General features: G+C 73.3%; 22 protein-coding genes and 1 other annotated feature. Of the genes, 10 read left to right on the top strand and 12 right to left on the bottom strand.

All coding sequences use genetic code 11. The features are described from left to right. Nucleotides 1-31: 31 nt before the first annotated feature. The 4 genes from D9598_RS06225 (at nucleotide 32) to D9598_RS06240 (ending at nucleotide 5,028) form a co-directional block, all read left to right on the top strand. The gene (locus D9598_RS06225) at nucleotides 32-1,387 is read left to right on the top strand and encodes an NAD(P)/FAD-dependent oxidoreductase (RefSeq protein WP_198365510.1); all 1,356 of its coding nucleotides are present in this window, start codon (nucleotides 32-34) and stop codon (nucleotides 1,385-1,387) included. Nucleotides 1,388-1,439: 52 nt separating this feature from the next. Then, nucleotides 1,440-1,495 (top strand) — a sequence feature (sul1 is cis-regulatory element that is thought to sense ions involved in sulfur or methionine metabolism; They are found in Alphaproteobacteria). A 63-nt stretch (nucleotides 1,496-1,558) separates the two neighbouring features. Next, entirely contained in the window at nucleotides 1,559-3,064 is a 1,506-nt protein-coding gene (locus D9598_RS06230; RefSeq protein ID WP_198365511.1) for a SulP family inorganic anion transporter, read from the top strand. A gap of 66 nt (nucleotides 3,065-3,130) precedes the next feature. Further along, nucleotides 3,131-4,120: a tripartite tricarboxylate transporter substrate binding protein gene (locus D9598_RS06235; protein ID WP_198365512.1), complete on the top strand. Its 990-nt coding sequence runs from the start codon at nucleotides 3,131-3,133 to the stop codon at nucleotides 4,118-4,120. Nucleotides 4,121-4,191: 71 nt separating this feature from the next. After that, nucleotides 4,192-5,028 carry an oxaloacetate decarboxylase gene (locus D9598_RS06240; protein WP_198365513.1) on the top strand — a complete coding sequence of 279 codons (837 nt, stop codon included), beginning with the start codon at nucleotides 4,192-4,194 and terminating at the stop codon, nucleotides 5,026-5,028. Nucleotides 5,029-5,049: 21 nt separating this feature from the next. Here the strand turns inward: D9598_RS06240 and rsmA are convergent, their stop codons facing one another. The 7 genes from rsmA to rsmI all read right to left on the bottom strand — a co-directional run bounded on the left by rsmA (nucleotide 5,050) and on the right by rsmI (nucleotide 13,547). Further along, a complete protein-coding gene (gene rsmA / locus D9598_RS06245; RefSeq protein ID WP_198365602.1) occupies nucleotides 5,050-5,883 on the bottom strand; it encodes a 16S rRNA (adenine(1518)-N(6)/adenine(1519)-N(6))-dimethyltransferase RsmA in 834 nt (277 codons plus the stop codon). A 7-nt stretch (nucleotides 5,884-5,890) separates the two neighbouring features. Continuing rightward, on the bottom strand, nucleotides 5,891-7,270 hold the full coding sequence (locus tag D9598_RS06250) for a peptidylprolyl isomerase (protein WP_198365514.1): 1,380 nt from the start codon (nucleotides 7,268-7,270) through the stop codon (nucleotides 5,891-5,893). Nucleotides 7,271-7,353: 83 nt separating this feature from the next. Continuing rightward, entirely contained in the window at nucleotides 7,354-9,759 is a 2,406-nt protein-coding gene (locus D9598_RS06255; protein WP_198365515.1) for an LPS-assembly protein LptD, read from the bottom strand. Nucleotides 9,760-9,830: 71 nt separating this feature from the next. Then, nucleotides 9,831-10,136, bottom strand: a complete 306-nt coding sequence (locus D9598_RS06260; protein WP_198365516.1) for a chorismate mutase — start codon at nucleotides 10,134-10,136, stop codon at nucleotides 9,831-9,833. Between the two features lie 80 nt (nucleotides 10,137-10,216). After that, nucleotides 10,217-11,326, bottom strand: coding sequence for an LPS export ABC transporter permease LptG (lptG, locus tag D9598_RS06265; RefSeq protein WP_198365517.1), 1,110 nt, complete (start codon nucleotides 11,324-11,326; stop codon nucleotides 10,217-10,219). Nucleotides 11,327-11,330: 4 nt separating this feature from the next. Beyond that, nucleotides 11,331-12,464, bottom strand: a complete 1,134-nt coding sequence (lptF, locus tag D9598_RS06270) for an LPS export ABC transporter permease LptF (RefSeq protein ID WP_198365518.1) — start codon at nucleotides 12,462-12,464, stop codon at nucleotides 11,331-11,333. A 147-nt stretch (nucleotides 12,465-12,611) separates the two neighbouring features. Beyond that, nucleotides 12,612-13,547 (bottom strand): 16S rRNA (cytidine(1402)-2'-O)-methyltransferase, encoded by a 936-nt coding sequence (gene rsmI / locus D9598_RS06275; RefSeq protein ID WP_198365519.1) that lies wholly within the window; start codon nucleotides 13,545-13,547, stop codon nucleotides 12,612-12,614. A gap of 92 nt (nucleotides 13,548-13,639) precedes the next feature. Here rsmI and D9598_RS06280 point away from each other — a divergent pair, with 92 nt between their 5' ends. Further along, nucleotides 13,640-14,788 (top strand): penicillin-binding protein activator, encoded by a 1,149-nt coding sequence (locus D9598_RS06280; RefSeq protein WP_198365520.1) that lies wholly within the window; start codon nucleotides 13,640-13,642, stop codon nucleotides 14,786-14,788. A gap of 105 nt (nucleotides 14,789-14,893) precedes the next feature. Beyond that, entirely contained in the window at nucleotides 14,894-16,294 is a 1,401-nt protein-coding gene (locus D9598_RS06285; protein WP_232476935.1) for an ATP-binding protein, read from the top strand. 21 nt (nucleotides 16,295-16,315) lie between these two features. Here D9598_RS06285 and D9598_RS06290 read toward each other — a convergent pair whose 3' ends face one another. From D9598_RS06290 to hemF, 3 genes are all read right to left on the bottom strand, one after another. After that, the gene (locus D9598_RS06290; protein ID WP_198365522.1) at nucleotides 16,316-17,149 is read right to left on the bottom strand and encodes a TIGR03915 family putative DNA repair protein; all 834 of its coding nucleotides are present in this window, start codon (nucleotides 17,147-17,149) and stop codon (nucleotides 16,316-16,318) included. Next, nucleotides 17,139-18,398: a putative DNA modification/repair radical SAM protein gene (locus tag D9598_RS06295; protein WP_198365523.1), complete on the bottom strand. Its 1,260-nt coding sequence runs from the start codon at nucleotides 18,396-18,398 to the stop codon at nucleotides 17,139-17,141. Before D9598_RS06295 ends, D9598_RS06290 begins: the two co-directional genes overlap by 11 nt. Before the next feature lie 91 nt (nucleotides 18,399-18,489). Next, nucleotides 18,490-19,383 (bottom strand): oxygen-dependent coproporphyrinogen oxidase, encoded by an 894-nt coding sequence (gene hemF / locus D9598_RS06300; RefSeq protein WP_198365524.1) that lies wholly within the window; start codon nucleotides 19,381-19,383, stop codon nucleotides 18,490-18,492. A 279-nt stretch (nucleotides 19,384-19,662) separates the two neighbouring features. Between hemF and petA the strand changes: the two genes are divergently transcribed. The 4 genes from petA (at nucleotide 19,663) to D9598_RS06320 (ending at nucleotide 23,318) form a co-directional block, all read left to right on the top strand. Beyond that, nucleotides 19,663-20,262: a ubiquinol-cytochrome c reductase iron-sulfur subunit gene (petA, locus tag D9598_RS06305; RefSeq protein WP_198365525.1), complete on the top strand. Its 600-nt coding sequence runs from the start codon at nucleotides 19,663-19,665 to the stop codon at nucleotides 20,260-20,262. Nucleotides 20,263-20,274: 12 nt separating this feature from the next. Then, nucleotides 20,275-21,546 carry a cytochrome b/b6 gene (locus D9598_RS06310; RefSeq protein ID WP_198365526.1) on the top strand — a complete coding sequence of 424 codons (1,272 nt, stop codon included), beginning with the start codon at nucleotides 20,275-20,277 and terminating at the stop codon, nucleotides 21,544-21,546. Continuing rightward, nucleotides 21,546-22,340, top strand: a complete 795-nt coding sequence (locus tag D9598_RS06315; protein WP_198365527.1) for a cytochrome c1 — start codon at nucleotides 21,546-21,548, stop codon at nucleotides 22,338-22,340. Before D9598_RS06310 ends, D9598_RS06315 begins: the two co-directional genes overlap by 1 nt. A 93-nt stretch (nucleotides 22,341-22,433) precedes the next feature. Continuing rightward, nucleotides 22,434-23,318, top strand: a complete 885-nt coding sequence (locus D9598_RS06320) for an S-methyl-5'-thioadenosine phosphorylase (RefSeq protein WP_198365528.1) — start codon at nucleotides 22,434-22,436, stop codon at nucleotides 23,316-23,318. Between the two features lie 20 nt (nucleotides 23,319-23,338). On the opposite strand, the gene D9598_RS06325 is transcribed toward D9598_RS06320, so the two are convergent. Then, entirely contained in the window at nucleotides 23,339-23,704 is a 366-nt protein-coding gene (locus D9598_RS06325) for a response regulator (RefSeq protein ID WP_198365529.1), read from the bottom strand. Then, nucleotides 23,701-26,979 (bottom strand): PAS domain S-box protein, encoded by a 3,279-nt coding sequence (locus D9598_RS06330; protein WP_198365530.1) that lies wholly within the window; start codon nucleotides 26,977-26,979, stop codon nucleotides 23,701-23,703. Before D9598_RS06330 ends, D9598_RS06325 begins: the two co-directional genes overlap by 4 nt. Nucleotides 26,980-26,998: the final 19 nt, after the last annotated feature.

Raw genomic sequence — 26,998 nt, forward strand, 5'->3', positions numbered from 1 at the left:
CGGCCGCCCCTTTCCGGCGCCGGAGGCCCGCATGGCCCTTCCCTCCGATTTCGATCTGATCGTGCTGGGCTCCGGAACGGCCGGTACCGGCATCGCCACACGGTGCGCCCGGCGGGGCTGGCGTGTCGCCCTGGCCGAGGCCCGCGAGCCCGGTGGCACCTGCGCGCTCCGCGGCTGCGAGCCCAAGAAGGTCTTCTGGACCCTAGCCGATGCGATGGAGCGGGCGCGCCTCCTCGCGCCGCATGGCGTGGCGGGGGGCGAGGCGCTGCGGCTCGACTGGGGCGCCGCTCAGGCCTTCAAGCACAGCTTCACCGATCCCGTACCGGGGAATCGCGCGGCGGCCCTGCGCGAGGCCGGCGTCACGCTGCTGGAGGGGGCGGGCCGCTTCCTGGCTCCCGATCTTATCGGTGTCGGCACGGCGCGGCTGCGGGCCCGCCATGTCGTCATTGCCACCGGGGCGGTGCCCGCCCCGCTGCCGATCGAGGGCGCCGGGCTCCTGGCCACCAGCGACGACGTGCTGGACTGGCCGGCGGTGCCGCGGCGCCTGATCCTGCTGGGCGGCGGCTATATCTCCTTCGAGATCGCCCATCTGACGCGCCGCGCCGGCGCCGAGGTCACCATCCTGCAGGAGGATGACCGGCCGCTCTCCGCCTTCGACGCCGAACTGGTCGACCGGCTGGTGGCGTGGACCCGCACACTCGGGATCGACGTGCGGCTGAACTGCCGCGCCGAGGCCATCCTGCGGCGCGGTGCGGGCTACGCGGTGCGCGCCGCCGGCGGCGAGACCTTCGAGGCGGATGCGGTGGTGCATGGGCTCGGCCGGGTTCCCGCCCTGGCGGGGCTGGATCTGGAGGCCGGCGGCGTGCCGGTGGAGAAGGGCCGCCTGCAACTCGACGAGGTCCTGAGGAGCGTCGGGAACCCCCGGGTCTTCGCTGCCGGCGATGCCGCGCAGCGCGGCCCGGCGCTGACGCCGGTGGCCAGCGAGGACGCGCGCGCCGTCGCCGCCACCCTGCTGGAGGGCGAGGGCCACCGCCCCGACCACAGCCTGGTGCCGAGCGCGGTCTTCACCTTGCCGCCGCTCGCCATGGTGGGGCTGACCGAGGCGGCGGCGCGGCAGCAGGGCCTGGCGTATGAGGTGCGGCGCGGCGACATGGCGGCGTATCAATCCGTGCGTCGCACCGGCGAGGCGGCGGCTGCCTTCAAGCTCCTGGTCGAACCGGGCGGGGAGGGGCGCCTGCTGGGCGCGCACCTGCTGGGGCCGGAGGCGCCGGAGGTGATCAACCTCGCGGCCCTGGCCATGCGGGCCGGGACACCCGTGACCGAGCTGCGGCACATGATGACCGCCTATCCGAGCGCGGGATCGAACCTGGCCTCGATGCTCGACTGACCGCCGCGCATTGCACCGCAGCAAAAGCTTCATTACCTTTCGCGCCATTCGCTCTGGACCCGGTGAGACTCCGGGTGGCTCTTCCGGCCGCCGATCCGCCGGACAACGCATGCGGCAGTGAGACGACGCCCGGCGTCCTCTCCCTGAGCCTGTTGCGGAATCCCTCGCCTGATGAAAGAACGCCTTTTCCTGCACGACCGCGCCGAGTGGTACAGCGGCCTCGGCAACCTGCGCCGCGACGTCCTGGCCGGCATGGTCGGCACCTTCGCGCTGATCCCCGAAGTCATCGCCTTCTCCTTCGTCGCCGGGGTCGATCCCGAGGTCGGGCTCTTCGCGACCTTCGTCATCAGCGTCGTCATCGCCTTCGCCGGTGGCCGGCCTGCGATGATCTCGGGCGCCGCCGGCTCGGTCGCGCTGGTCGCCGCCGCGCTGGTGGCGAGCCATGGGCTGCAGTACCTGCTGGCGGCCACCGTCCTGGCCGGGCTGATCCAGATCGTCTTCGGCCTGCTGCGGCTCGACGTGCTGATGCGCTTCGTCTCGAAATCCGTCCGCACCGGCTTCGTCAACGCGCTGGCGGTGCTGATCTTCTCGGCGCAGCTGCCGCACATGCTGGGCGTGGCGTGGCAGACCTGGGCGCTGATCGCCGCGGGCCTCGCCATCATCTACCTCGTGCCGCGGCTCACCACCGCCATCCCCTCGCCGCTGATCTGCATCCTGGCGCTGACGGCGCTGACCATGGCGGTCCCGATGCCGGTGGCGACGGTCGCCGATCTCGGCCGCCTTCCGGACAGCCTGCCCGCCTTCCTGATCCCGGAGGTGCCCTTCAGCCTGGAGACGCTGGCGATCGTGGCGCCCTACGCGCTGGCCATGGCCATGGTCGGGCTGCTGGAATCGATGATGACGGCGAGCGTGGTGGACGACCTGACCGAGACCAACAGCTCCAAGGCGCGGGAATGCGCCGGGCTCGGCCTCGCCAACCTGGCGGCGGGCTTCACCGGCGGCATCGCCGGCTGCGGCATGATCGGCCAGACGGTGGGCAATCTCCGCTTCGGCGGCTGGGGCCGCGTCTCGACGCTGACGGCGGGCGTCTTCCTGCTGGTGCTGATGGTGCTGCTGCGGCCCTGGGTCAGCCAGGTGCCGGTGGCGGCGCTGGTCGCCATCATGATCATGGTCTCCGTCGAGACCTTCTCCTGGGCCTCGCTGCGGGACCTGGCGCGGCACCCGAAGGTCTCCAGCGTGGTGATGCTGGCCACCGTGGCGGTGACCGTCCTGACCCACAACCTGGCCGCCGGCGTGGCGGTGGGCGTGATGCTGAGCGGCGTGTTCTTCGCCTTCAAGGTGATGCGCCTGATGGATGTCCGCGACGAATACGACGCCGCCACCGGCACCCGCACCTACCGCGTCTCCGGCCAGGTCTTCTTCGCCAGTGCCGAGATCCTGGCCGATGCCTTCGACCTGCGCGACGAGGCGCCGAACATCCGCATCGACCTCACCGCCGCGCATCTCTGGGACGTCACGGCGGTGGCGGCGCTGGAGGCGGCGGTGGGCAAGCTGCGGCGGCGCGGGAAGCGGGTCGAGGTGGTCGGGCTGAACGCCGCCAGCGCGCTGCTGGTGGACCGGCACGGGCCGGCAATCCAAGCCGGGATGGGGGCCGGGATGGGGGCCGGGGCGGGGTAGTCAAGCCGCCGGTCGCTCGGGCATGCTCCTCCGGTCCAGAAAGAAACGACCGGAGGAACTCCCCCGATGACCACCCGCCGCACCCTGCTCGGCGCCAGCCTGGCGCTGCCGGCCCTGACCTCCGGCATCATCCCGGGGGCGCGGGCGCAATCCGCCTGGCCCGAGCGGCCCGTGCGGATGATCGTGCCCTATCCGCCGGGCGGTTCGACCGACGTGCTGACGCGCCTGACCTGCGAGCGGATGCAGAACGCGCTGGGGCAGAACTTCGTCATCGACAACCGGCCCGGCGCGGGCGGCAATATCGGCATGGACGCGGTCGCGAAATCGGCCCCCGACGGCTATACCTTCGGCGCCGCGACCATCGGCCATTTCTGCATCAACCAGTATCTCTACAGCAGGATGCCCTGGGACATCGACCGCGACTTCGCGCCGGTCGCGATGGTCTGGGAGATGCCCAATGTCGTCGTGGTGGCGAGCGACCATGTGAAGGCCCGGACGCTGCAGGAGTTCGTCGGCTGGGTGCGCGAGCAGCCGCGCGGCGTTTCCTTCGGCTCGCCCGGCGTCGGCACCACGCCGCATCTCTCGGGCGAGATCTTCCGCAACCGGCTGGGGCTGGACGCCACGCATGTGCCGTTCCGCGGCGCGGCGCAGACCATCCCCGCCATGCTCTCGGGCGATGTCACCTTCGCCATCGACAACCTGGCCTCCTATGTGCCGGTGATCCAGGAGGGGCGGATGCGGGCGCTCGCGGTGACCGGCGCCTCGCGCTGGCCCTCGCTGCCCGATGTGCCGACCATGGCCGAGGCGGGGGTGGAGGACTTCGTCATCACCTCCTGGAGCGCCTTCGTGGCCCCCGCCGGCACGCCGCGCCCGGTGATCGACCGCTTCAGCACCGCCATGCGCGACTTCGCGGCCGATCCGGCGGTGAGGGAGCGTTTCCTGAAGGCCGGCGGCACGCCGCTCTGGACGACGCCGGAGGCGATCACCGAGCGCGGTCACCGGGAGCGGCCGATGTGGCGCGAGGCGATCGAGAAGTCGGGCGCGCGGGCGGACTGACCGGCCCGCCGCCGCGCCCCTGCCCCGCATCGTCCGCCTGCCCTGCATCGCCTGGAAGCGAGGAACGCCCCATGACCCCTAGCCTGCCCGACCTGCTGCGCCGCCCGGGGATCGTGGTGGCGCCCGGCTGCCATGACGCGCTCGGCGCCCGCATCCTGCGCCAGGCGGGCTTCGAGGCGATCTACATGACCGGCAACGGCCTCTCGGCCAGCCTGATCGGGGCGCCGGACCTCGGACTGCTGACCATGACCGAGATGGTGGCGCGCGGGCGGGCCATCGCCGCCAGCATCGACGTGCCGCTGATCGCCGATGCCGATACGGGGTACGGCAACCTCAACAACGTCGTCCGCACCGTGCGCGAATACGAGGCCGCCGGGGTCGCCGCCATCCATCTGGAGGATCAGGCGACGCCGAAGCGGTGCGGCGCCATGAGCGGCCTGTCCCTGGTCCCGCCGGCCGAGCACGCGGCCAAGCTCCGCGCCGCCCTCGCCGCGCGGCGCAGCCCGGACTTCCTCGTCATCGGCCGCTCCGACGCACGGCTGGTGAACGGCTTCGAGGACGCGGTGCAGCGCGGCACCGCCTATGCGGAGGCGGGGGCCGATCTCGTCCTGCTGGAGATGCTGCAATCGCCCGAGGAGATGCGCGAGGCGGTGGCGCGCATCCCGGCGCCGATGGCCTTCAACGTCGTCGAGCACAAGGTGCCGCCACTGACCGCCCGCGAGATCGGCGAACTCGGATTCCGGCTGCTGAACTACCCGGTCTCCTCGACACTGGCCTATGCGGCGATGATGCGCGGCTTCGCGGAGAGTCTGCGGCGGCAGGGCACGACACTGGCGCCGGAGGCCCCGCCGCTGCTGCCGCTGCACGATTACGAGGAGATCCTGGGGCTGCGGGAGGCGTATCACTGAGCCGCGCCGCGGCGCCGGCCCTCAGCCGGCGCGGGCCAGGACCAGCTCGGCCAGCCGGGTGAACTCCGCCACGCTCAGCGTCTCCGCCCGCCGCGTGCCCTCGATCGCCGCCGCCTCCAGCAGCGCCTCGGCGCTGCCCAGCGACTTCAGGCTGGAGCGCAGCATCTTGCGCCGCTGCCCGAAGGCCGCGGCCGTCACCTTCTCCAGCGCCGCCAGCAGGGCGGGGTCGGGCGCCTCGGCATGCGGCACCAGATGCACGATGGCCGACCACACCTTGGGCGGCGGGCTGAAGGCGCCGGGCGGCAGGCGCAGCGCCATGCGCGCCGCGCAGCGGAACTGCGAGAGCACGGCGAGCCGCCCGTAATGCTCCGTATCGGGGGCGGCGATGATGCGCTCGGCCACCTCCTGCTGGAACATCAGCGTCAGGCTCTCGAAGAGATGCGCCTGCCGCAGCCAGCCGATCAGCAGCGGCGTGCCGACATTGTAGGGCAGGTTGGCGACGATCCGGCGCGGTGCCGGCAGCAGCGTCCTGGCGTCGATCCGGAGCGCGTCGCCCTCGATCACCCGCAGCCGGCCGGGGAAATGCTCCCCCAGCTCCGCCAGGCCGGCGATGGCGCGGCGGTCCAGCTCCACCGCCACCACCTCGGCCGCGGGGCTTTCCAGCAGCGCCCGGGTCAGCCCGCCCGGGCCGGGCCCGACCTCCAGCACATGCCGCCCCTCCAGCGGCGCGGCGAGGCTGGCGATGCGGGCGCAGAGCGCGGCGTCGAGCAGGAAGTGCTGGCCGAGCGCCTTGCGCGGCGCCAGGCCGTGGCGGGCGATATGCTCGGCGAGGGAGGGGAGCGGGGGCGCCGGAATGGTCGCCTCAGCTCCGCATGTCGATCTGCGCCCGGCGGCGCAGGTCGCGCTGCAGCTGGCGCGAGGTCAGCTCGATCCGGTCGCGCAGGATCTGCATCCGGGCCTGGTCCGGCGTCAGCTCGGCGATGTTGCGCGTCTCCTTGCTGCAGACCGCCAGGACCAGCACGCCATCGGGGGCGATCAGCGGCTGGCTGGCGCGGTTCAGCGGCAGGCCGGAGAGGATGTTGCGCAGCACCGGCGGCTGCACCGAATCGAGCGGCACGGTGCCGGGATCAACCGGCCGGTCGCCGCCGCGCCCCGCCGCCTCGACCGCCGAGCAGGCCTTGCCCTCCAGCGCCCGGGCGCGCTCCACCACCTGCACCTGCTGCGCCGTCGGCGCCTGCGGGTCCAGCGTGCCCTGGAAGGCGAAGAAGGCCTGGCGCATGGTGATCAGCGTCACCAGCTCGCGCCCCGTCTCGCGCTTCTGCCGCAGGGCGACGATCTGGAAGCCGCCGGGCACGCGCACCGGATTGGAGATGGCGCCGGGCGGCATCTGGCTGACGATGCGGCCGACGGCCGGGTCGAACTCGTCCGGCCGCGTCCAGCCCATGTCGCCGCCCTGCAACGCGGTCTGGCTCTGGCTGAACTGGGTGGCGGCGGCGGGGAAGGGCACGCCGCGCCGCAGCTGCCCCACCACGTCGTCGACGAAGCGCCGCACCTCGGGCTCGGAGGTGGGATCGTCCACCGGGATGAAGATCTCGGAGACCAAATACTCCGGCTCGCCGGTGCGCGCCTTGTGCGCCTCCAGCGCCTCCTGCACCCGGGCCGGCTCGACCTGCGCCTGCGGGCCGAGCTGCTGGCGGATCAGGCGGGACCAGCCGATCTGGGTGCGGATCTGGTCGTAGAGGGCGCGGGGCTGCACCCCGGCCGAGCGCAGCTGCGCCGCCAGCCCGCCGGCCGGCAGGCCGTTGCGGCTCTCGATCTCGGCCACGGCGGCGGCGACATCGGCGTCGGTCACGGGGATGCGGCGGCGCTGCACCTCCTGCATGCGCAGCCGCTCGTCGACCAGCAGGCGCGTGACCTGCGGCCGCAGCCGCTCCACCGCGTCCGGGCCCATGCCGGCGTTGAGCGCGAAGAGCCGGGCGCGGTTGGCCACCTCGCTGGCCGTGACGATGTCGCCGTTCACCACGGCGACGATGCGGTTGACCTGCTGCGCCGGCGGCGCCGGCGGCGCCGGCTGGGCCGCGCCCTGGGCCGCGCCGGCGCGCTGCGCCAGGGCGGGCGGGGTCAGGGCGGGCGTGGCCAGGAGGCCCGCGGCCAGCGGCAGCGCCAGCAGGCCCCCCCTGATGACGGGAAGAGCCCGGTTGGGCCGGGACGGGGCGGGGGGCGGTGCGGAGGCGCGTCGCATGGTGCCGGACTTCCTAGAGCATTCCGGGGCGCAAGGGAAACCGGGCCGCCCCGCCCGCCACGGCGGACCGGCGCGGGGCGGCGTCAGATCGCCCGGAAGCCGAAATCGCCGATCGTCTTGAAGGAGAGGCGGAACAGCAGGACCGTGTCGGAGGGGTAGTAGTTCAGGCTGGAGCTGGGCTCGGCATAGGTCTTGGCGAAGCGGGTGTCGAAGATCAGGCACTCGTCCTCGTAGGTCAGGCTGAGGCCGGCCGAGACGGCGCGGTTCAGCTCCAGGTCGTAGCGGCCATAGGCGCCGGCGCGCCAGAAGCGGGTGACCTGGGCGGAGACATTGCCCGAGACCTCGCGTCGCTCGCGGGTGGTGATGAAGGCGTTGGTCGGCGCCGCCTCCAGATAGCCGGCGCCGACCGAAAGGCGACTGAAGCTCACCCGCGCCTGGCCTTCCAGCAGGCGGCTGTCGAAGTCGTCCTTGTCGAGCCGGGCGCGGCCGGTGAGGTCGAGCCAGGAGACCGGCGAGACGCGCACCCGCCCGACCCAGTCCGAGGCCTTCTCCTCCAGCCCCGAGCCGGTCTCGAAGACCGAGGCGTCGGTGGTGCGGAAGGAGCGGCCGACCAGCCCCTCGATCTGGCCGCCATTGGGGAAGAGCCAGGCGCCGCGCAGGGCCGTGTCAACCCGCGTGCCGCCTTCCTGGCGGTCGCGGCCGGGGAAGCGGTTGAGCGCGAAGAGATTGGCGTCGGTGAACTCGAAGTCGATGCTGTCCTCGTTCGGGATCAGCGTCTGGCGCCCGGTGCCGGGGCCGGTGACAAGCTGCACCCGCGGCTCGATGATCTGGCTGCCATACGCGCCGGCGCTGCGCATCAGCGGCAGGCGCCAGTCGAGGCCGATGCGGATATTGCCGTTGGCCTCGGTGATGCTGTCGCGGCTGCCGTAATTCGGTGCCAGCGTGAAGTCGTCGGCCCAGTGGGCCAGCCCGTCCGCCTGCGCGCGCAGCGTCCAGACCTGGCCGAAGCGGTCGATGCGCGGCAGCTCGTAGCCGATGCGCGAGGACAGGCGGCGGGTGTCGGTGCCCTCGCTGCGCCAGAGCGCGAAGCCGCCGGCGTCGAAGGTCAGGTAGCCGCCGAGGCGGTCGCGGCCGAGGAAGTGGTCGACATAGGCATTGGGCAGGACCAGCGGGATCTGGCCGACGTCATCGACCTCCGAGAGGCCCTGGTAGCCGCGGCCGTCGATGCGGGCATAGGTGCCGGTGCCCCAGAAGCCTTCCAGGAAGGCGTCCGAGCTGAGCACGCGGGGCGAGGGGTAGCGCCATGCGCGCAGATAGGCCTCGCTGCTGGCGCGGTTGAAGTTGAAGCCGGTGCGCCAGTTCTCGTCGAGCGAGAACTGGCCCTTGCTGTAGATGTGGCCGCCCCAGCCCTCCTCGTCCGCCGCGCCGGCCCGCTCGCCGATCGAGCCGGTCGCCTGCACCTCGCCGAAGTTGAAGCGGCGGCGGTAGGCGAGGCCGAGCGCCGGGTCGCGCTTGGTCGAGAGGGTGGGCGAGAGGGTCAGGTCCGAGGCGCCGTCGATCGCCCAGTAGTAGGGCTGGGTGACGAAGCCGCCGAGGAAGGAGGAGGTGCCGAGGGTCGGCGTCAGGAAGCCGGACTGGCGCGGCGTCGAGGGGTCGGGGTGCGAGAGGTAGGGCGTCCAGAGCACCGGCCAGCCATCGAGCATCAGCGTCGCGTCGCGGTAGCGCAGGCGCTTCTCGGCCTGGTCGTGCGTGGCGAGGCGGGCGCGCAGCTGCCAGAGCGGCGGCGCCTCCGGATTCTCGGCGCAGAGATCGCAGGACGAGTAGAGCACGCGGGACATGTCGAGGATGGTGCCGTCGGTGCGGCGGGCGCCATTGGCCACCAGCCGGCCGTTCTGCGCCAGCCGCGCCGCCAGCCCCTCGACCACGCCGTCGCGCATGTTGCCGGTCAGCTCGGCGCGCTCGGCGAAGAGGACCTGGCCGTCCGGCTCCAGCAGCTGGACATTGCCCTCGGCCACGGCGATGCCGGTGTTGCGGTCGAAGGTGAAGGTGTCGGCGCGCAGGATGCGCTCGTTCTGCCAGGCCTCCACGGCGCCGCGCGCGATCACCAGGTTGCGCTGCTGGTCGTACTCCACCTCCTCGGCGGTGAAGGTGACGGGCGCGTTGTTGCCGGTCTGCGAGGGGTCGGTCGCGCCGGCGGGCAGGGGGGCGCCGGCCGGCGCGGCGGTGGCCGGCGCCGCCCCGCGGGTCGCGCCCTGCTGCTCGGCGCCCGAGGGCAGCACGGCCTGGCCGGGGCCGCCGCCGAGCGGATCGGTGCCATAGGGCGAGATCTGCGCGCCGCCGGGCCGCGGCGGCAGGATCAGCGCCAGCAGGGCGACACCGGCGAGCAGGCCGGCATGGGTCAGGCCGGGATGGCGCCTCCGCGGCGGCATCCGCTGGCAGCTGGGTTCTCCGGCCGGAATCGCCCCGGCGTCGCGCATGGCTCGGTCCATGCCGCCTTCCATAGCCGCTTCGCGCCAAGCCGGCGAGTGTATCCCGGCCACACCCCGGGGGTGGCCGCGCCTCAGCCGCGCGGCACCGCCTCGTGATGGCGGATCACTTCCCGGACGACGAAGGCCAGGAACTTCTCGGCGAAGTCCGGATCGAGCTTGGCCTCGGCGGCGAGGCGGCGCAGCCGCGCCACCTGGCGCGCCTCGCGCCCCGGATCGGCCGGCGGCAGCCGGTGCGCTGCCTTGAGGGCGCCGACCTGCTGGGTGCAGCGGAAGCGCTCGGCCAGCATGTGGATGATGGCGGCGTCGATATTGTCGATGCTGTCGCGCAGGCGCAGCAGATCCTCCGGCAGATCGGCGGAGGCCTCGGTCTGTGTCATGCTTCTCCTCCCGCGCCGGGCTTCCCGGCCCCGGCCGATGCGTCATCCCGTCCTCATCCCCTCCTCGGGGCGGGCCGGTCTCAGCCATCCTCCACATAGAGGAGCAAGGCAACCGCCAGCATGACCCCGGCGAGCGAGGGCGCCCAGGCGGCCAGCGCCACCGGCAGGGTGCCGGCCTGGCCGAATTCCTCCGCCACCTTGTCGAGCAGGAAGAGGGCGAAGCCGGCGGCGACGCCTGCGCCCAGCATCTGCCCGACGCCGCCGCGCCGCGACTGGCGCATCGAGAAGCCGGCGGCGAGCAGCGCCATGCCGACCGCCAGCAGGGGCGTGGAGAGCAGGGAATGGAACTGCAGCCGGTGCCGCAGCGCCGAGAAGCCGCTGTTCTCCAGCACCTCGATGAAGCCCGGCAGGGCCCAGAAGGAGAGCGTGTCGGGGCTGGCGAAGCTGTCCTCGATGCGGTCCGGCGTCAGGCTGGTGGGCAGGTCGATCTCGCGCGGCAGCGAGGCCTGGCGATCGGCGCCGAAGGTCACCGCCTGGCTCAGCCGCCATTGCCCCGGCGTCAGCCGCGCCTCCGGCGCCTCGACGCGGGCCAGCGGCCGGTCGGCGGCGGAGAGGCGCCAGAGCGAGACCTGGCGCAGCAGGAAGCCCTGCGGCCCGATCTCCGGCACCCCGGCCATGATGGCGACGCCGTTGGGCTCGATCGAGGGATCCGCCTGGCGCAGCCAGAGCCGGCCGCCGGCCAGCGAACTCAGCCCGGTGGCGTTGCGCAGGTAGGTGGCGTCGAGCCGCTCGGCGCGCGAGAGCATGGCGGCCGAGAGCGGCGAGACCACGGCGATCGCCAGCAGGCCGAGGCAGAAGGCCACCAGCACGGGGCCGAGGAGGAAGCTCCAGGCCGAGATCCCGGCGGCGCGCGCCACCACCAGCTCCGAGGCGCGGTTGAGCCGCCAGAAGGCGATGATGCCGCCGAGCAGGATGCCGAAGGGCAGGATCTGGAGGATGACGAAGGGCAGGCGCAGGGCGGCGATCGAGGCCACCATCACGAAGCCGACATCCTCCCGCGTGGCGGCACGGCGCAGCAGCTCGATGAAGTCGAACAGCGCCACCAGCGCGGCGAGCGCCACGATCATCACCAGCGCCATCATGGCGAAGCGGCGGGCCACATAGAGCGAGAGGGTGAGCGAGAAGGCCATGGGATCAGCCCTCCAGCGCCTGCGGCCGGCGGCGGCGCAGGCCGCGGCTGCCCGAGAGCACCCAGCCCGCGGCCAGGGCCGGCCCCAGCGCGTGCAGCCAGATCAGCGGGATGAAGGCATTGTCGCGCGCCGCCAGATTGCCGACCGCGAGGCCCAGCGCCAGCAGCCCGACCACCAGCGCCACGCCGACCACCGCCGGGCGCCAGTCGCCGTAGCGCCGGAAGCCAACCGCCAGCGCGCAGGCCAGCCCGACCATGGCGAAGGACAGGGCGGTAAAGGGCGATGCCATGCGCTGGTGCCCCTCGGCGCGGAACTTGCGGATGTCGCGCTCGGGCAGATTCTCGGCCGGGTCCGGATGCAGCAGCTCGCCCACGAAGCGCTCCCGCGAGTCGCGGTTGCGCGATTCCGTGACGGCGGAGGTGGAGGTGGCGAGATCGACGCTGTTCTCGGCGAAGCTCAGCACCGAGAGACGCGCCGGATGGCCGGCGGTGGCCGGCTCCAGCTGCTGCCGCACGCCGTTCATGAGGATGACCCGCGGCCCGGTGGCGCCGGAGAGCAGGCGGCCCTGCTCGGCCATGATGGTGACCGGCGTGCCGGGCTCGCGCGTGTCGTGCACCAGGATGCCGCGCAGCGTGCCGTCGCTGTCGCGCCGCCGGGCATAGACGGTGAGGTCGTCGCCCAGGCTGCTGAACACGCCCTCCTGCAGCAGGATCGCCGCCATCTCGTTGCGGATCTCGAACTGCCAGGCGCGGAAGGCGGCGTGGCTGACCGGCACCAGCCAGAGCTGCAGGAACAGGCAGAGCGCGGTGGACAGGCCGGCCAGCAGCAGCGCGGGCCGCGCCAGCCGCCAGTCCGAGAGGCCGGCGGCGCGCATCACCACCAGCTCGCGGTCGGCGTTCAGGCGGACATAGGTGAACAGCACCACGACGAAGGTGGTGATCGGCAGGATGACGGCGAAGAAGCTCGGCAGCAGCAGGCCGGTCAGCTCGATGAACACGGCGAGCGACAGGCCGCGGTCCAGCACCAGCTCGATGAAGCGCAGGCTCTGCGTCAGCCAGACCAGCGCGGCGAGGCCGGTGGTCACGGCGAGCAGCGCGATGCCGAGCTGGTGGAACAGATAGCGGTCGAGGCGGGACATGCGGCGGGGGCAAGCCTTTCGCGGCGGGCCGGGGCGGATAAGCCAGGGCGGGCGGGGCTGAGGCGGCCGGGGCGGGCCGGCATGCCTCCAGGGAGCGTCCGACCCATGTAGGCCGGGTGGCGGGCGGCGCCAAGCGCGGCCGCCGCCTCAGCCCTCCGCTTCCCGCAGCGCCAGGGCCCGGGCATAGACCTGCCGGCGCGGCAGGCCGGTCGCGGCGGCGACCAGCGCGGCGGCGTCGCGCAGGCTCTCCCCCCCGGCCAGCGCGGCGCGCAGCCGGTCGTCGAGCCCCGCTTCGGCCTCCGGCTCCGCCTCTCCCGGCGGGCCGACGACGAGCGCGATCTCGCCCCGCGCCGGATGCTCCGCGTAATGCGCCGCGAGCTCGGCCAGCGTGCCGCGCCGCACCTCCTCGAAGCGCTTGGTCAGCTCGCGCGTCACCGCCGCCGGCCGTGGCCCGAGCGCCTCGGCCAGCCCCGCCAGCGTCTCGGCCAGGCGGTGCGGCGCCTCGTAGAAGACCAGGGTGGCGGAAAGGCCGGCCCGCTCGGCGGCGCGCAGCCGGGCGAGCTCCGCGTTCCGCGCGGCGGCGCGGGGCGGCAGGAAGCCGTGGAACAGGTAGGGGTGCGGCGGCAGGCCGGAGAGGGTCAGCGCCATCACCGCCGCGTTGGGCCCCGGCACGGCCGAGACGGTGACGCCCGCGGCGATGGCGGCGCGCACCAGCCGGTAGCCGGGGTCGCTCATCAGCGGCGTGCCGGCATCCGAGACCAGGGCCAGGTGTTCACCCTGCGCCATCCGTGCCAGAAGGCGGGGCGTGGCCGCGTCCTCGTTGTGTTCGTGCAGCGGGGTCAGGCTCACCGAAACGCCATGTCGCGCCAGGAGCGGAGCGGTTACCCTGGTGTCCTCGCAGAGCACCGCGTCGGCCGCGCGCAGCACGGCCAGGGCGCGGGGCGCGAGGTCGCCGAGATTGCCGATCGGCGTCGCCACCAGTGTCAGCCCGGGCCTGCCATCCGGGCGAGGGGAGGTCTCATTTGTCGTTTCCGTGGTGTCTGTCCCGTCCTGCTGCCGCACGGCCTGAGGCCCTCCCGTCATCGCGCCGGCCCGCCTTCCGGACAGGCTCCCGCCCCGCCCCGGCCGGCCCCCGCCGGAGGGGGCTGGCCGGCGGCCTGCTGCTCGGCGCCCTTGTGGCCCTCTCAGCCTGCGCGCCGCAAGTCTCGGGGCCGGGCTATGCCCCGGCGCCGCAGGCCGGCCTCCCCGCCGCGCCCGAGCCGCAGCGCGCCAAGGTCGGGCTGCTGCTGCCGCTGACCGGACAGAACGCGGCGCTCGGCCAGTCGCTGCTGAACGCGACTCAGCTCGCCCTCTTCGAGCAGGGCGGGCCGGGCGTCGAGTTCCTGCCGCGCGATACCGGCGGCACGCCGCAGGGCGCCGCCGCGGCGGCCCGGACGGCGATGGACGAGGGCGCCCGCCTGCTGGTCGGGCCGCTGACCGGCCCCGAGACCGCCGCCGCCGCCGGCGCGGCGCGCGCCGCCGGCGTGCCGGTCCTGCCCTTCACCAACGATGCCAGCCAGGCGGCCGACGATGTCTGGCCGCTCGGCATCACCCTGGCGCAGCAGGTCCGGCGCGTGGTGGGCGCGGCGCACCAGCAGGGCGCGCAACGCTTCGCCCTCGCGGCGCCGCGCAACGCGCTCGGCAACCAGATGGCCGCCGCGCTGCGCGGCGCCACCGGCGATCTCGGCCTGCCGCCACCGATGATCGAACTCTATCCGGCCAGCGCCTCGCCCGGCGCGCTGGCCGCCGACGTGGCGCGGCGCATCGGCGCCACCCCCGACGCTGAGGCCGAGGCCGGCAGCCGCGCGGAGGTGCTGATCCTGGGCGAGAGCGGGGCGCGGGCGCGGGAGATGGCGGCCGGGCTCGCCGCCGCGGGTGTCGCCATGCCGCCGCTGCGCCTCGCCGGCCATGCCCTCTGGATCAGCGACGAGAGCCTGGGCCAGGAGCCCGCCCTGGCCGGCGCCTGGTTCCCCGGCCCCGACCCGGCGGCGCGGGGCGCCTTCGACAACCGCTATCAGGCGGCCTTCGGAGAGCGCCCGGCGCGCATTGCCGGCGCCGCCTACGACGCCGCCGCCCTGGCCGCCCGCGCCCTGCGCGGCGCGCAGACGGATGCCGGTGCGGCGCCGCAGATCCCGCTGGGCGAGGTGGTGCTCGGCGCCGACGGCGCGCTGCGGCTCAATCCCGGCGGGCAGGTGCAGCGGGCGCTGGCGGTGTATTCGATCGCCCCGGGCAGCCCGCCCGGCGTGGTGGCCCCGGCCGAGCTGCCCGGCAGCGCCGGTTACTGAGCCCCCGCCGGAGCCGGGCCTGACCGGATCGGGGCACGGCGCCGGCGCATCGACAGGGCGGCCATCCTGCCGGACAATGCCGCCCCGCCACCGAGGGGGATGCGCATGGAGGAGGAGAGGCCGTCGCCCGGCCGCTGGCTGGGCTCGGCAGGGCTGATCGGCGGCGTGCCGCTGCTGCTCCTCGCCCTGCTCGGGCTGAGCGGGCAGGCCGAGGCGGACGTGGTGCTGTTCTGCCTCGCGCTGACCGCCGCCGCGGCGCTGCTGCTGTCCTGGTTCTGGCTGCGTGACCTGTCGCGCCTGGCGCGGTCCCTGCGCCATGCGGCGGAGGGCGGAATGCCGGCGCCGCGAAGCGAGGCCGAGGCCAGCCACCGGGGCCTCGCCATCCCGATTCTCTCCGAGGTGTCCGAGGGCGTGACGCGGCTGATCGGCCACCTCGCCGAGCGGCAGGCGATGGTCGAGCGGCTGCGCCGCAGCGACGCCGCCATTCTGGAAAGCCTGCCGGACCCCTTGCTGGTGCTGGGCGCCGACCGCGCGCCGCTGCGCGCCAACGCGGCGGCGCGGGCCCTCTTCGCCGCGCCGGCCGCCGAATCGGGGCCGCTGGCGGGCGATGCCGCCGCGCTGCTGCGCCACCCGAAGCTGGCGGGGGCGGTGGACCGTGCCCTGGCCGAGGGGGAAGGGCAGAGCACGGACATCACCCTGCCCGTGCCGGTGCCGCGCGAGCTGGCCGTGCAGGTCATCCCGCTCGATCCGCCGCTGATCGATGGCGGGCGGCTGGTGGTGCTGCTGGCCGACCGCACGCGGGAACGCGCGGTGGAACGGATGCGCGCCGATTTCGTGGCCAATGCCAGCCACGAATTGCGCACCCCGCTGGCCAGCCTGATGGGCTTCATCGAGACGCTGCGCGGGCCGGCGAAGGACGATCCGGAGGCGCAGGCGCGCTTCCTCGGCATCATGGCCGAGCAGTCGGAACGGATGCGGCGGCTGATCGAGGACCTGCTCGGCCTCTCGCGCATCGAGCTGGCCGAGCACCAGGCGCCCACCGGACGCGTCGCGCTCGCCGCCCTGGCGCGGGCCGAGACCGAGGCCATGGCGCCGATCCTGGACAGCCGGGCGGTCACGTTGCGGCTCGATCTCGACGAGACGGTGGAGGCGGCGCCGGCCGATGCCGGGCAGCTCGCCCAGGTGCTGCGCAACCTGCTGGAGAACGCGGTGAAGCATGGCGGGCAGGCCTGCCACATCACCCTGGCGGTCAGCCGCGCCGAGGCGCCGCGGCCCGGTGCGCTGCTCAGCGTGACCGATGACGGGCCCGGCATCGCGCGCGAGCACATCCCGCGGCTGACGGAGCGCTTCTACCGGGTGGACAAGGCGCGTTCGCGCAGCGCCGGCGGCACCGGCCTCGGCCTCGCCATCGTCAAGCACATCGTCAACCGCCATCGCGGCCAGCTGCTGATCGAGAGCCAGGAGGGCGAGGGCGCGACCTTCAGGGTCTGGCTGCCCTCCGGGTGATGGCGGCCGGAGAGGGCGCCCTCAGCCGGCGGTGCCCGCCCCGGAGGGCCGCCGCCTCTGCCGCCGCCCCGGCGCCGCGATCGCCTGGCCCAGCATGGCCCGCTCGCGCCCCTCGGCGCCACGCAGCAGCTCGGGGATCACCGTGGCCTCGGGCAGGTTGCGCCAGTACTTCTTCGGCATCTCGGCGCGCATCGCCTCGGGCTTCAGCCGGGCCGGATTGAAGATGCTGGCGAAGTAGGTGCGCCAGAGATCCTCGGCGGCATCGGCGGCGGGGGCCTCGGCGCGGTGCGCGCCGGCGGTGAAGGTGGTGACGGCGCCGTCCCAGTGGGCGCAGCGGCGCGGCGTCAGGATCGACCAGCGCAGGGCGGCGAAGCGGCGCTCGAAGAACCCCGCCTCGGCCTCCACGATATGATGCTCCGGCTCGAACCACGCGACCGAGCGCACCCCGTCCGGCGTCTCCACCTCGCGGAAGCGCAGGAAGGCGTGCATCTTGTGCGCGTCCCGCCGCACCGCCCGCGCCATGGCGGCGAGGCGGGCCATGCGCGCCTCGGTCGGCGTGCGCAGCAGGCCGGGGCGGCGGCGGGCATCCCAGAGCAGGCCATAGAGCAGGGCGAAGCGTTCCGGGTCGCTGTGCCGGATGGCCAGCTCGGCCTGGACCAGGAAGTCGCGCGGCACGGCGGGGGAGGGGGCGTCGCGCGGCAGGTCGGGCGCGGCGCCGTCGAACAAGCCGGCGGCCCCGTCCTGCCCGGGCCAGGAGACCGCCTCGGGGGCGATGCCGGCGGCCAGCAGGCCGCGCGCGGCGGCGCGCCAGCCGTCGAAATCGGCCGGGCCGGCGAGGCAGATACTACAGGCCAAGGGCGAGCTGCTCCGGCCGTGCCGCCCGGGCGAAGGCGCTTCCCGGCTGCAACTGCCGCCGGAGCCCGGCGGAATCGATCTGTCCCGGCGGCGGTCGGTGGTCGGGCGCGGTCAGGAAAGGCGCCACCTTGCGCAGCGGCACGCGCAGCCGGGCGAGGTCGGCGAGCTTCACCCGCCCGTGCCGCCGTGCCTCGAGCACCCGTTCCACCGTGCGGGCGCCGAGGCCGGGCACGCGCAGCAGCGCCTCGCGCGAGGCGCGGTTGAGGTCGAGGGGGAAGCCGGCGCGGTGCTTCAGCGCCCAGGCCAGCTTCGGGTCGATCTCGAGGTCGAGCATGCCGGCCTCGCCGCCGGCCAGGATCTCGCTCGGCCGGAAGCCGTAGAAGCGCATCAGCCAGTCGGCCTGGTAGAGCCGGTGCTCGCGCAACAGCGGCGGCGGCGCCGGGGGCAGGGCGGCCGAGGCGGCGGGAATCGGCGAATAGCCGGAATAATAGACCCGCTTCAGGCCGAAGCGGCTGTAGAGCCCGTCGCTGGCGTCCAGCACCTGGCCGTCGGTGCTGGCATCGGCGCCGACGATCATCTGCGTCGACTGCCCGGCCGGGGCGAAGCGCGGCGGCAGGGCGCGGCGGGCCTCGCGCCGCTCGGCGCCGGCCGTCGCGATCCGGGTGGAGAGTTCGGCCATGGCGCCCTCGATCACCGGCATGTCCTTCTCGGGCGCCAGGGCGCGCAGGCTGGCGGCCTGCGGCAGCTCGACATTGATCGACAGGCGGTCGGCCAGCAGCCCGGCCTCGGCCAGCAGTTCCGGCGCCGCCTCGGGGATGGTCTTGAGATGGATGTAGCCCTTGAAGCCATGCTCCTGGCGCAGCGCGCGCGCCACGCGGACGATCTGCTCCATGGTGTAGTCGGGGCTGCGGATGATGCCGGAGGAGAGGAACAGCCCCTCGATGTAGTTGCGGCGGTAGAAGGCCAGGGTCAGCCGGACCAGCTCCTCCACGGTGAAGCGGGCGCGGCGGACCGGGGCGGAGGCGCGGTTGATGCAATAGGCGCAGTCGAAGACGCAGGCATTGGTCAGCAGCACCTTGAGCAGGGAGATGCAGCGCCCGTCCGGCGCATAGGCGTGGCAGATGCCCATGCCCTCGGTGCTGCCGAGGCCGCCCTGGCGCGAATCGCGCTTATCGGTGCCGGAGGAGGCGCAGGAGGCGTCGTACTTGGCGGCATCGGCCAGCACCGCCAGCTTGGCGCGGAGGTCCATGGGAAAAGCCCTGAAGGATAGTTCTTGATATGTTCTTTCAGGGCCCGGGCGCAAGGCCCGGCGTCGCGCGAGGCCTTGCGGCGCCGGCCCGTCAGGGCCAGCGCACCTCGGGCGGCATGGACATCAGGATCGCCTCGACATTGCCGCCGGTCCGCAACCCGAACAGGGTGCCGCGGTCCTGCAGCAGGTTGAACTCGACATAGCGCCCGCGGCGGACCAGCTGGTGCTCGCGCTCGGCCTCAGTCCAGGGCTCGTGCATGCGGCGGCGGACGATGGCGGGATAGGCGGCGAGGAAGGCCTCGCCGACGTCGCGGGTGAAGGCGAAGTGGTCCGGCAGGCGGGCCTCGTCGGCCTCGTCGCGGCCGAGCCAGTCGTAGAAGATGCCGCCCGCGCCGCGCGGCTCGCCCCGGTGCGGCAGGAAGAAGTACTCGTCGCACCATTGCTTGAAGCGCGGGTAGTAGGCCGGGTCGTGCCGGTCGCAGGCGGCGCGGTAGGCGGCGTGGAAGGTGGCGGCGTCGGCCTGCGATTCGGGCGCGTCGAGGCGCATCGGCGTCAGGTCGCCCCCGCCGCCGAACCAGGGGCGGGTGGTGGTGATGAAGCGGGTGTTCATATGCGCCGCCGGCACGCGCGGCGAGCGCATGTGGGCGACCAGCGAGACGCCGGTGGCCAGGAAGCGCGGATCCTCCTCCGCGCCCGGGATCTGGCGGCGGAACTCGGGGCTGAACTCGCCCCAGACGGTGGAGACATTGACCCCCACCTTCTCGAAGACTCGGCCGCGCATCACCGCCATCACGCCCCCGCCGCCGCCCTCGCGCCGCCAGGGCGTGCGGGCGAAGCGCCCGGCGGGGAGGCCGGCCTGCGGCCCGGAGGCCAGCTCGTCCTCGATCGCCTCGAAGGCGGCGCAGAGGCGGTCGCGCAGCGATTCGAACCAGGCCGCGGCGGGGGCGGCGAGGGGATGGCGGTCGGTCTCGGGGGACTGGGTCATGGCGGTCACGGCCTCCTCTGCGGCGGCGAGGACGCCCCGCCCGCGCTGCGCTACCGCGATGCCGTCGGCGCCGCAACGCGCAGAAAGGCGGGCTTCGGCCGGGGCGTGCGGCGCCAGGGGCGATTGCCACCCCGCATACCCTGCCTTTATATGGCCATGGCGCATGGCAGCAGCGCGGTGACGCGCTTGCCCCGGCGCCTCCGCTTGTGCGCGGAAAGGGGTTCAGCGGCGCCCAGCCTGCCAGGTTTCGGGGTGCCGCCAGGAGGGACGGAAAGAGGGATGGCCGATACGCTTGCGCCGAGCAGCTCCCCCGCGATGGGCGGCTCCCATGGGGGCGGCTCCCCTGGGGATGATCCGCACGCGGCCGAAGGGACGAAGCGGGATTTCCTGAAACTGGTGGCCGGCTCCTTCGCGGCGGTCGGCGTCGGCGCCGTGGTCTGGCCCTTCATCGCCTCGATGAACCCGGCGAAGGACGTGCTGGCCCTGGCGAGCACCGATGTGCAGCTCGACCATATCGCCGAGGGCCAGGCGGTCACCGTCATGTGGCGCGGCAAGCCGGTCTTCGTGCGCCACCGCACGGGGGCGGAGATCCAGGAGGCCGAGGGCGTGCCGCTCTCCGACCTGCGCGACCCGCAGACCGACGATGCCCGCGTCCACCGCCGCCCGTGGCTGGTGGTGGTCGGCGTCTGCACCCACCTCGGCTGCGTGCCGCTGGGGCAGAAATCGACCGACCCGCGCGGTGAATTCGGCGGCTGGTTCTGCCCCTGCCACGGCAGCCACTACGACACCTCCGGCCGCATCCGCCGCGGCCCGGCGCCCCTGAACCTGGCCGTGCCGGATTACGAGTTCACGTCCGACACCCAGATCCGCATCGGCTGAGGACCGCACCCCATGGCATCCGGCCTTCACGAGAGCAGCTTCACCAACCCGGTGGTGCGCTGGATCGACCAGCGCATGCCGGTCTTCACCATGATGCAGAAGGAGTACGGGACCTTCCCGACTCCGCGGAATTTCAACTACTTCTGGAATTTCGGCGCGCTGGCCATGATCAACCTGATGATCATGATCGCCACCGGCATCTTCCTGGCGATGAACTACACGGCGCACACTTCGCTCGCCTTCGACAGCGTCGAGCGCATCATGCGCGACGTGAACTACGGCTGGCTGATCCGCTACGTGCACATGAACGGCGCCTCGATGTTCTTCATCGTGGTTCTCGTGCACGTCTGGCGCGGCATGTACTACGGCTCCTACAAGGCGCCGCGCGAGCTGCTCTGGATCCTCGGCGTCGTCATCTTCCTGCTGATGATGGCCACCGCCTTCATGGGCTACGTGCTGCCCTGGGGCCAGATGTCCTTCTGGGGCGCCACCGTCATCACCAACCTGTTCAGCGCCATCCCGCTGGTCGGCGACAGCATCGTGACGCTGCTCTGGGGCGGCTTCTCCGTGGACAACCCCACGCTGAACCGCTTCTTCAGCCTGCACTACCTGCTGCCCTTCGTGATCGCGGGCGTGGTCTTCCTGCATGTCGCGGCGCTGCACATCACGGGGTCCAACAACCCGCTGGGCATCGAGCCCAAGGGCCCGCAGGACACGCTGCCCTTCCACCCCTATTACACGATCAAGGACAGCGTCGGGATCGTCGTCTACCTGATCGTCTTCGCCTTCCTCGTCTTCTTCACGCCGAACTACCTGGGCCATCCGGACAACTACATCCCGGCCAACCCGCTCTCGACGCCCGCGCATATCGTGCCGGAATGGTACTTCCTGCCCTTCTACGCCATCCTGCGCGCGGTGCCGAACAAGCTGGGCGGCGTGCTGATGATGTTCGGCTCGATCGCCATCCTCTTCGTGCTGCCCTGGCTGGACCGCTCGCCGGTGCGCTCGATGCGCTTCCGCCCGATCGCCAGGTGGCTGTTCCTGCTCTGGACGGTGAATTTCTTCGTCCTGATGTACTGCGGCGGCATGCCGGCCGAGGAGCCCTACGTCACCGTCAGCCGCTTCGCGACCGCCTACTACTTCGGCTACTTCCTGGTGATCCTGCCGCTGCTCGCCAAGATCGAGCGGCCCCTGCCGCTGCCCGAGAGCATCGCCCGACCCGTGCTGCGGGGCGGTGGGCCGCTGCCCGGCGCCGCGACCGCCCAGCCGATGGAGAAGGCGTGATGGCCCTGCGTTCCCTGAAGGCCGCCGCCAAGGCCGTCACCCTGGCGGCCACCCTGGCCCTCCCGCTCGCCCTCGGCGCCGCCCCGGCGGCGCGGGCCGCCGAGGGGGTCGCCGTCCCGGACACCAAGTTCTCCTTCGACGGCCTCTTCGGCACCTTCGACCGCGGCGAGCTGCAGCGCGGCTTCCAGGTCTACAAGGAAGTCTGCTCGGCCTGCCACGCCATGCACCTGGTGGCCTACCGCAACCTGCGCGAGATCGGCCTCTCCGAGGCCGAGGTCGCCGCCGTGGCCGCGGGCTACCAGATCCCCGACGGGCCGAACGACGATGGCGAGATGTTCGAGCGCCCCGGCCGCGCCTCGGACCGCTTCCGCCGCCCCTTCGCCAATGACGCGGCGGCGCGCGCGGCCAACAACGGGGCGCTGCCCCCCGACCTGTCGCTGATGACCAAGGCCCGCCCGGGCGGCGCCGACTACGTGCATGCCCTGCTGATGGGCTACGAGGCCCCGCCGGAGGGCGTCACGGTCATGGAGGGGATGCACTACAACAAGTACTTCCCCGGCCATCAGATCGCCATGGCGCCGCCGATCAGCAGCGACGGCCAGGTGCAGTACGCCGATGGGACCACCGCCACGGTGGACCGCATGGCGACCGATGTCTCGGCCTTCCTCGCCTGGGCGGCCGAGCCGGAGCTGGAGACCCGCCGCGCCATGGGCGTGCGGATCATCCTCTTCCTGGTCATCCTCGGCGGCCTGACCTATGCGGTGAAGCGGAAGATCTGGGCCAGGGTCCACTGAGGCGGGGCGGCACCCCGCCGCCCTCCGCATGAAGGGCCGCCGCCGGAGCCGGACTCCGGTGGCGGCCCTTTCCTCGTCGCAGGGAAGCATTCCATGACCGACATCATCGAACCCGTCATCGGCCTGATCGGCGGCTCCGGCCTCTACGACATCGACGGGCTGGAGGAGCGCGCGTGGCGCCGGGTGGACAGCCCCTGGGGCGAACCCTCCGACGAGCTGCTCTTCGGCCGGCTCGACGGCGTGCGCTGCGTCTTCCTGCCCCGCCACGGCCGCGGCCACCGCATGCCGCCCTCGGCGCTGAACTATCGCGCCAATATCGACGTGCTGAAGCGGGCGGGCGTGACCGAGATCCTGTCCCTCTCGGCCGTGGGCTCGCTGAACGGCGACCTGCCGCCCGGCACCTTCGTCATCGTCGACCAGTTCATCGACCGCACCTTCGCGCGGCAGAAGTCCTTCTTCGAGACCGGCTGCGTGGCGCATGTCTCAGTGGCGCATCCGACCTGCCCGCGCCTCGGCGACGTGGCCGAGCAGGCGGCGCGCGACATCGGCCTGAAGCACCGGCGCGGCGGCACCTATCTGGTCATGGAGGGGCCGCAGTTCTCCACCAAGGCGGAGAGCGAACTCTACCGTGCCTGGGGCTGCGACGTGATCGGCATGACCAACATGCCGGAGGCCAAGCTCGCCCGCGAGGCCGAGCTTTGCTACGCGACCATCGCCATGGTCACCGATTTCGACTGCTGGCACCCCGACCACGACGCCGTATCGGTCGAGGCGGTGGTGAAGGTGATGTACGAGAACGCCGACCGCGCTAAGGCGCTGGTGAAGGCGGTGGTGCCGATGCTGGGCGCGCCGCGCGGCCCCTGCCCGGCGGGCTGCGACCGGGCGCTGGAATACGCCATCGTCACGCCGCCCGAGAAGCGCGACCCGGCGCTGATGGCCCGGCTCGACGCCGTCGCCGGCCGCGTGCTGCGCGGCTGAGGCCTGTCCCGGCGGCGGCCTCAGCCCGGCATGCAGAGCCGCTCCAGCATCAGCACCAGCTCCTGCGGGTCATAGGGCTTGGACAGCACCGGCGCGCCGCGGTGCCGCTCCGGCAGCCCCGCCGCGCCATAGCCGGTGGCGACGACGAAGGGGATCTCCATCTCGACCAGCCGGTCCGCCACCGGCGTGGAGACCTGGCCGGCCAGGTTGATGTCGAGCACCGCGGCGGCGGGGGCGGCGCCGGAGAAGTATTCCAGCGCCTCCTCCACCGTCGCCGCCGGGCCGAGCACGTCCGCGCCGGCCTCGATCAGCGCATCCTCCACCAGCATGGCGATGAGGGCCTCGTCCTCGACAACCAGCACGCGAAGCCCCTGCAGCCGGTTCATGCGCTCTCCTCCTCCACCTGGGGTCCACTCACGGGCCGGAAGCGGATCTCCGCCATGAAGCCCGCCTCCGCATAGTCCATCTCGACGCCTGAGCCGGGGCCGAGTTCGGCCGGCAGGCCACGCTCCAGCATCCGGCTGCCGAAGCCGCGGCGCGAGGGCGGGCGCACCGGCGGCCCGCCGCGCTCCTGCCAGGTCAGCCGCACCATGCCATCCGGGTCGCCCCGCCAGGTCACCTCGACCTGACCCTCGGGCCGCGACAGGGCGCCGTGCTTGATCGCGTTGGTGGCCAGCTCGTGCAGGGCCAGGGCAAGGCCAAGGGCCTGACGCGGCGCCAGCCAGACCGAGGGGCCGTCGATCAGCAGGTGCGGCTCGCCGCCGGGTTCGGCATCCCCCTGCCAGGGGGCGAGGGCGGCCCGTGCCGTGTCCTCCAGCGTGGCGCCGCGCCAGGTGCGCGCGGTCAGCAGGTCGTGCCCGCGCGACAGGGTCAGCAGCCGCGCCTGGAAGTCGTTCAGGAAGCGCGGGATCGCCTCGGCGCTGGTGCCGGCGGTGCGCGCCGTCTGCAGGGCCAGGGAATGCACCGTGGCCAGGGTGTTCTTGACCCGGTGGTTCAGCTCGCCGAGCAGCAGCGCCTGCCGCGCCTCGGCGGCCTTGGCCGCCGTGATGTCGCGCGCCAGGCCGCCGCGCCGGGTCATGATTCCCTGGGTGTCGAGGATGGGGAAGCTGACGTCGCGGATCCAGCGCATGCCGCCATCGGGCCGCAGGATGCGGTACTCGACATCGTAGCCACCCTCGCGGCCGGCCGCCTCCATCGCCTGGCGGTAGCGCTCCTGGTCGGCCGGGTGGATGGCGTCGCGGCCGGCCGCCGGGTTCTCGAACATCCGCTCGCGCGCGATGCCCCAGATCCGCTCGAAGGCGGGGCTGACGAACTCCATGGTCTGCCAGTCGGGCGAGACCATCCACATCACATCCGGGCTCGCCTCGGCGAAGCGGCGGAACCGGCTCTCCGAGGCGGCCAGCGCCATGGCGGCCTGCACCGCCGCCTCGCGGGAGGCGGCCTGGGCGGACACCTGCCGGGCCAGGGCCTCGCGCGCCTCGACCAGGTCGGAGACATCGGTGACGGCGCCGATCCAGCGGCGGATGCTGCCATCCGGCGCCCGGGCCGGCAGGGCGCGCACCATGCACCAGCGCCAGCCGCCCTCCATGCGGCGCAGGCGCAGCTCGGTGCTGAAGGCCTCGCCCTTGCGCAGCGCGCGCTGCCAGGCCCGCTCGGCGCGCCGCTGGTCCTCCGGGTGGATGATCTGCGCCAGCGCCTGCATGGCCACCGCCGGCGCCATGCCGGTGAAGTCCTGCAGGCGCGGATTGACGTAGTCGATGCGCCCATCCGGCAGGCTGGACCAGACCACCTGCGGGATGGCCTCGGCCAGGGTGCGGAAGCGCAGCTCGCTCTCGCGCAGCGCCTCGCCGGCGCGCCGCTCGGCATCGATGTCGGTGATGGCGACGACGGCGCCTTTCAGCGTGCCCTGCGCGTCGCGTACCGGCGCGGCGGCGATGCGCAGCCAGACCATGCTGCCGTCCCCGCGGCGGTAGTGATACTCGCCGCTGGCCGGCAGGCCGGTCAGCAGGGTGCGGCCGATTGGCAGCTCGGCGCCCGCCGCGCGCCGGCCATCGGCATGATAGGCCTCGAAATCCTCGCGATACTGCGCGATGCCGGCGGAGAGCCGCACCGGGTGACGCAGGATATCTTCCAGCCGGCGGTTACCCAGCAGGATACGGCCCGAGGGCGCCTCGGCCAGCAGCACGCCGACCGGCACATTGTCCATCACCGCCTTCAGACGCGCCTCGCTGTCGCGCAGCGCCGCCTCGGCCGCGCGCTGGTCGGTGACGTCGCGGAAGAACAGGGTGAGCCCCTCGGTCGAGGGATAGACATCGGCGGAGATCCAGCGGCCGAGGGCGGGGTGGAAGGCGGTGGCGCCCTGCGGGGTTCCCTCCTGCGCGGCGCGGCGGCAGACGGCGCCGAAGGGTCCGCTGTCCCAGCCGGGGAAGCCTTCGCGGAGCGGGCGGCCGATCAGTTCGCGCTGCCCGGCCTGTGCCCGGGCGCGGCCGTTGATGTAGAGGACGATGCCGTCAGGGTCGAGCACCAGCACGCTGTCGGTCGTGGTCTCCAGCACGGTCTGCAGCCGGGCGGTCAGCGTGATCCGCTCCGCCTCCAGCGCCTCGCGCTCGGCCGCCGCGAGGCTGAGCGCCCGCGCCGCGCTGTCGATCTCGAAGAGGCCGCTCGGCGGGAAGGGCGGCAGCGCCGCGCCACGGCCGAAGGCGCTGGCCATGCGGCCGAGGCGGCCGAGCGGCAGGGCGATGCGCCGGTCCACCCAGAAGGCGAGCGCCAGGGTGAAGACCAGCAGCATCAGCCCGCCCATCACCAGCACCGGGCTCAGCGTGCGCAGCAGGTTGCCGTCGAGCTGCTCCGCCGGCAGGCCGATCAGCACCACCCATTCGGTGCCGACGACCCGGTGCCAGGCGGTGTAGAGCGGCACGCGGTCGCGGCTGCGCCCGCGCAGCCAGCCGCTGGCCTCGCCGCTCGCCACGGCCTGCTGCGTGGCGCTCTGCGACGAGGCGCGATGGCCGATCATGCCCTCGATCGGCGGCAGGCGCGCGATCAGCCGGCCCTCCGCATCGGCGATCACCGCGATCCAGCCGGGCGGCAGGTCCACGAGCTCGAGCGGCCGGCTCCAGATCCGCTGGGGCGCGATCTCGGCCGAGACGAAGAGGCGCGGCGGGCCGGAGGGCACCGCCACCGCCTGTACGATATCGACGCGGTAGACGTTGTTCTCGGGGTCCATCCGCAGGTTGGAGACGCCGCTGCGCTGCGGCGACTCGGGCAGCACCGGCAGGCTGTCCTCATCCGCCCAGTCCTCGAAGGGAATCGCGGTGTCGACCAGCACGCGGCCCTGGCGGTCGGTCAGGCGGATGCGCCCTTCCTCGCCCTCCAGCACGGCCCGGGCCTGCTGGTGGAAGACGTCGTAGCGCCCGTCGCGCAGGGCGGGGGAGGTGGCGAGCGCGCTCAGCTCGCCGCGCAGGCCAAGGATCTCGCGCTCCAGCACGAAGGCGACGCCCTGCGACATCTCGCGCGCGGCGGCGGCCAGGCGCTCGTTCTCGGCATCGGCCATGCGGCCGGCGATATGCCCGGCCAGGGCCCAGAGCGGCAGCAGGGCGGCCAGGGCGATCATCAGCAGATGCAGGCGGACGGTGGGCTTCCAGCCGGGCAGCCACGCCCTCATGCCGTCCGCCTCCGTCCCT

It is taken from the genome of Roseomonas sp. KE0001 (genome assembly GCF_016107285.1).
Taxonomy (GTDB): Bacteria; Pseudomonadota; Alphaproteobacteria; order Acetobacterales; family Acetobacteraceae; genus Pseudoroseomonas.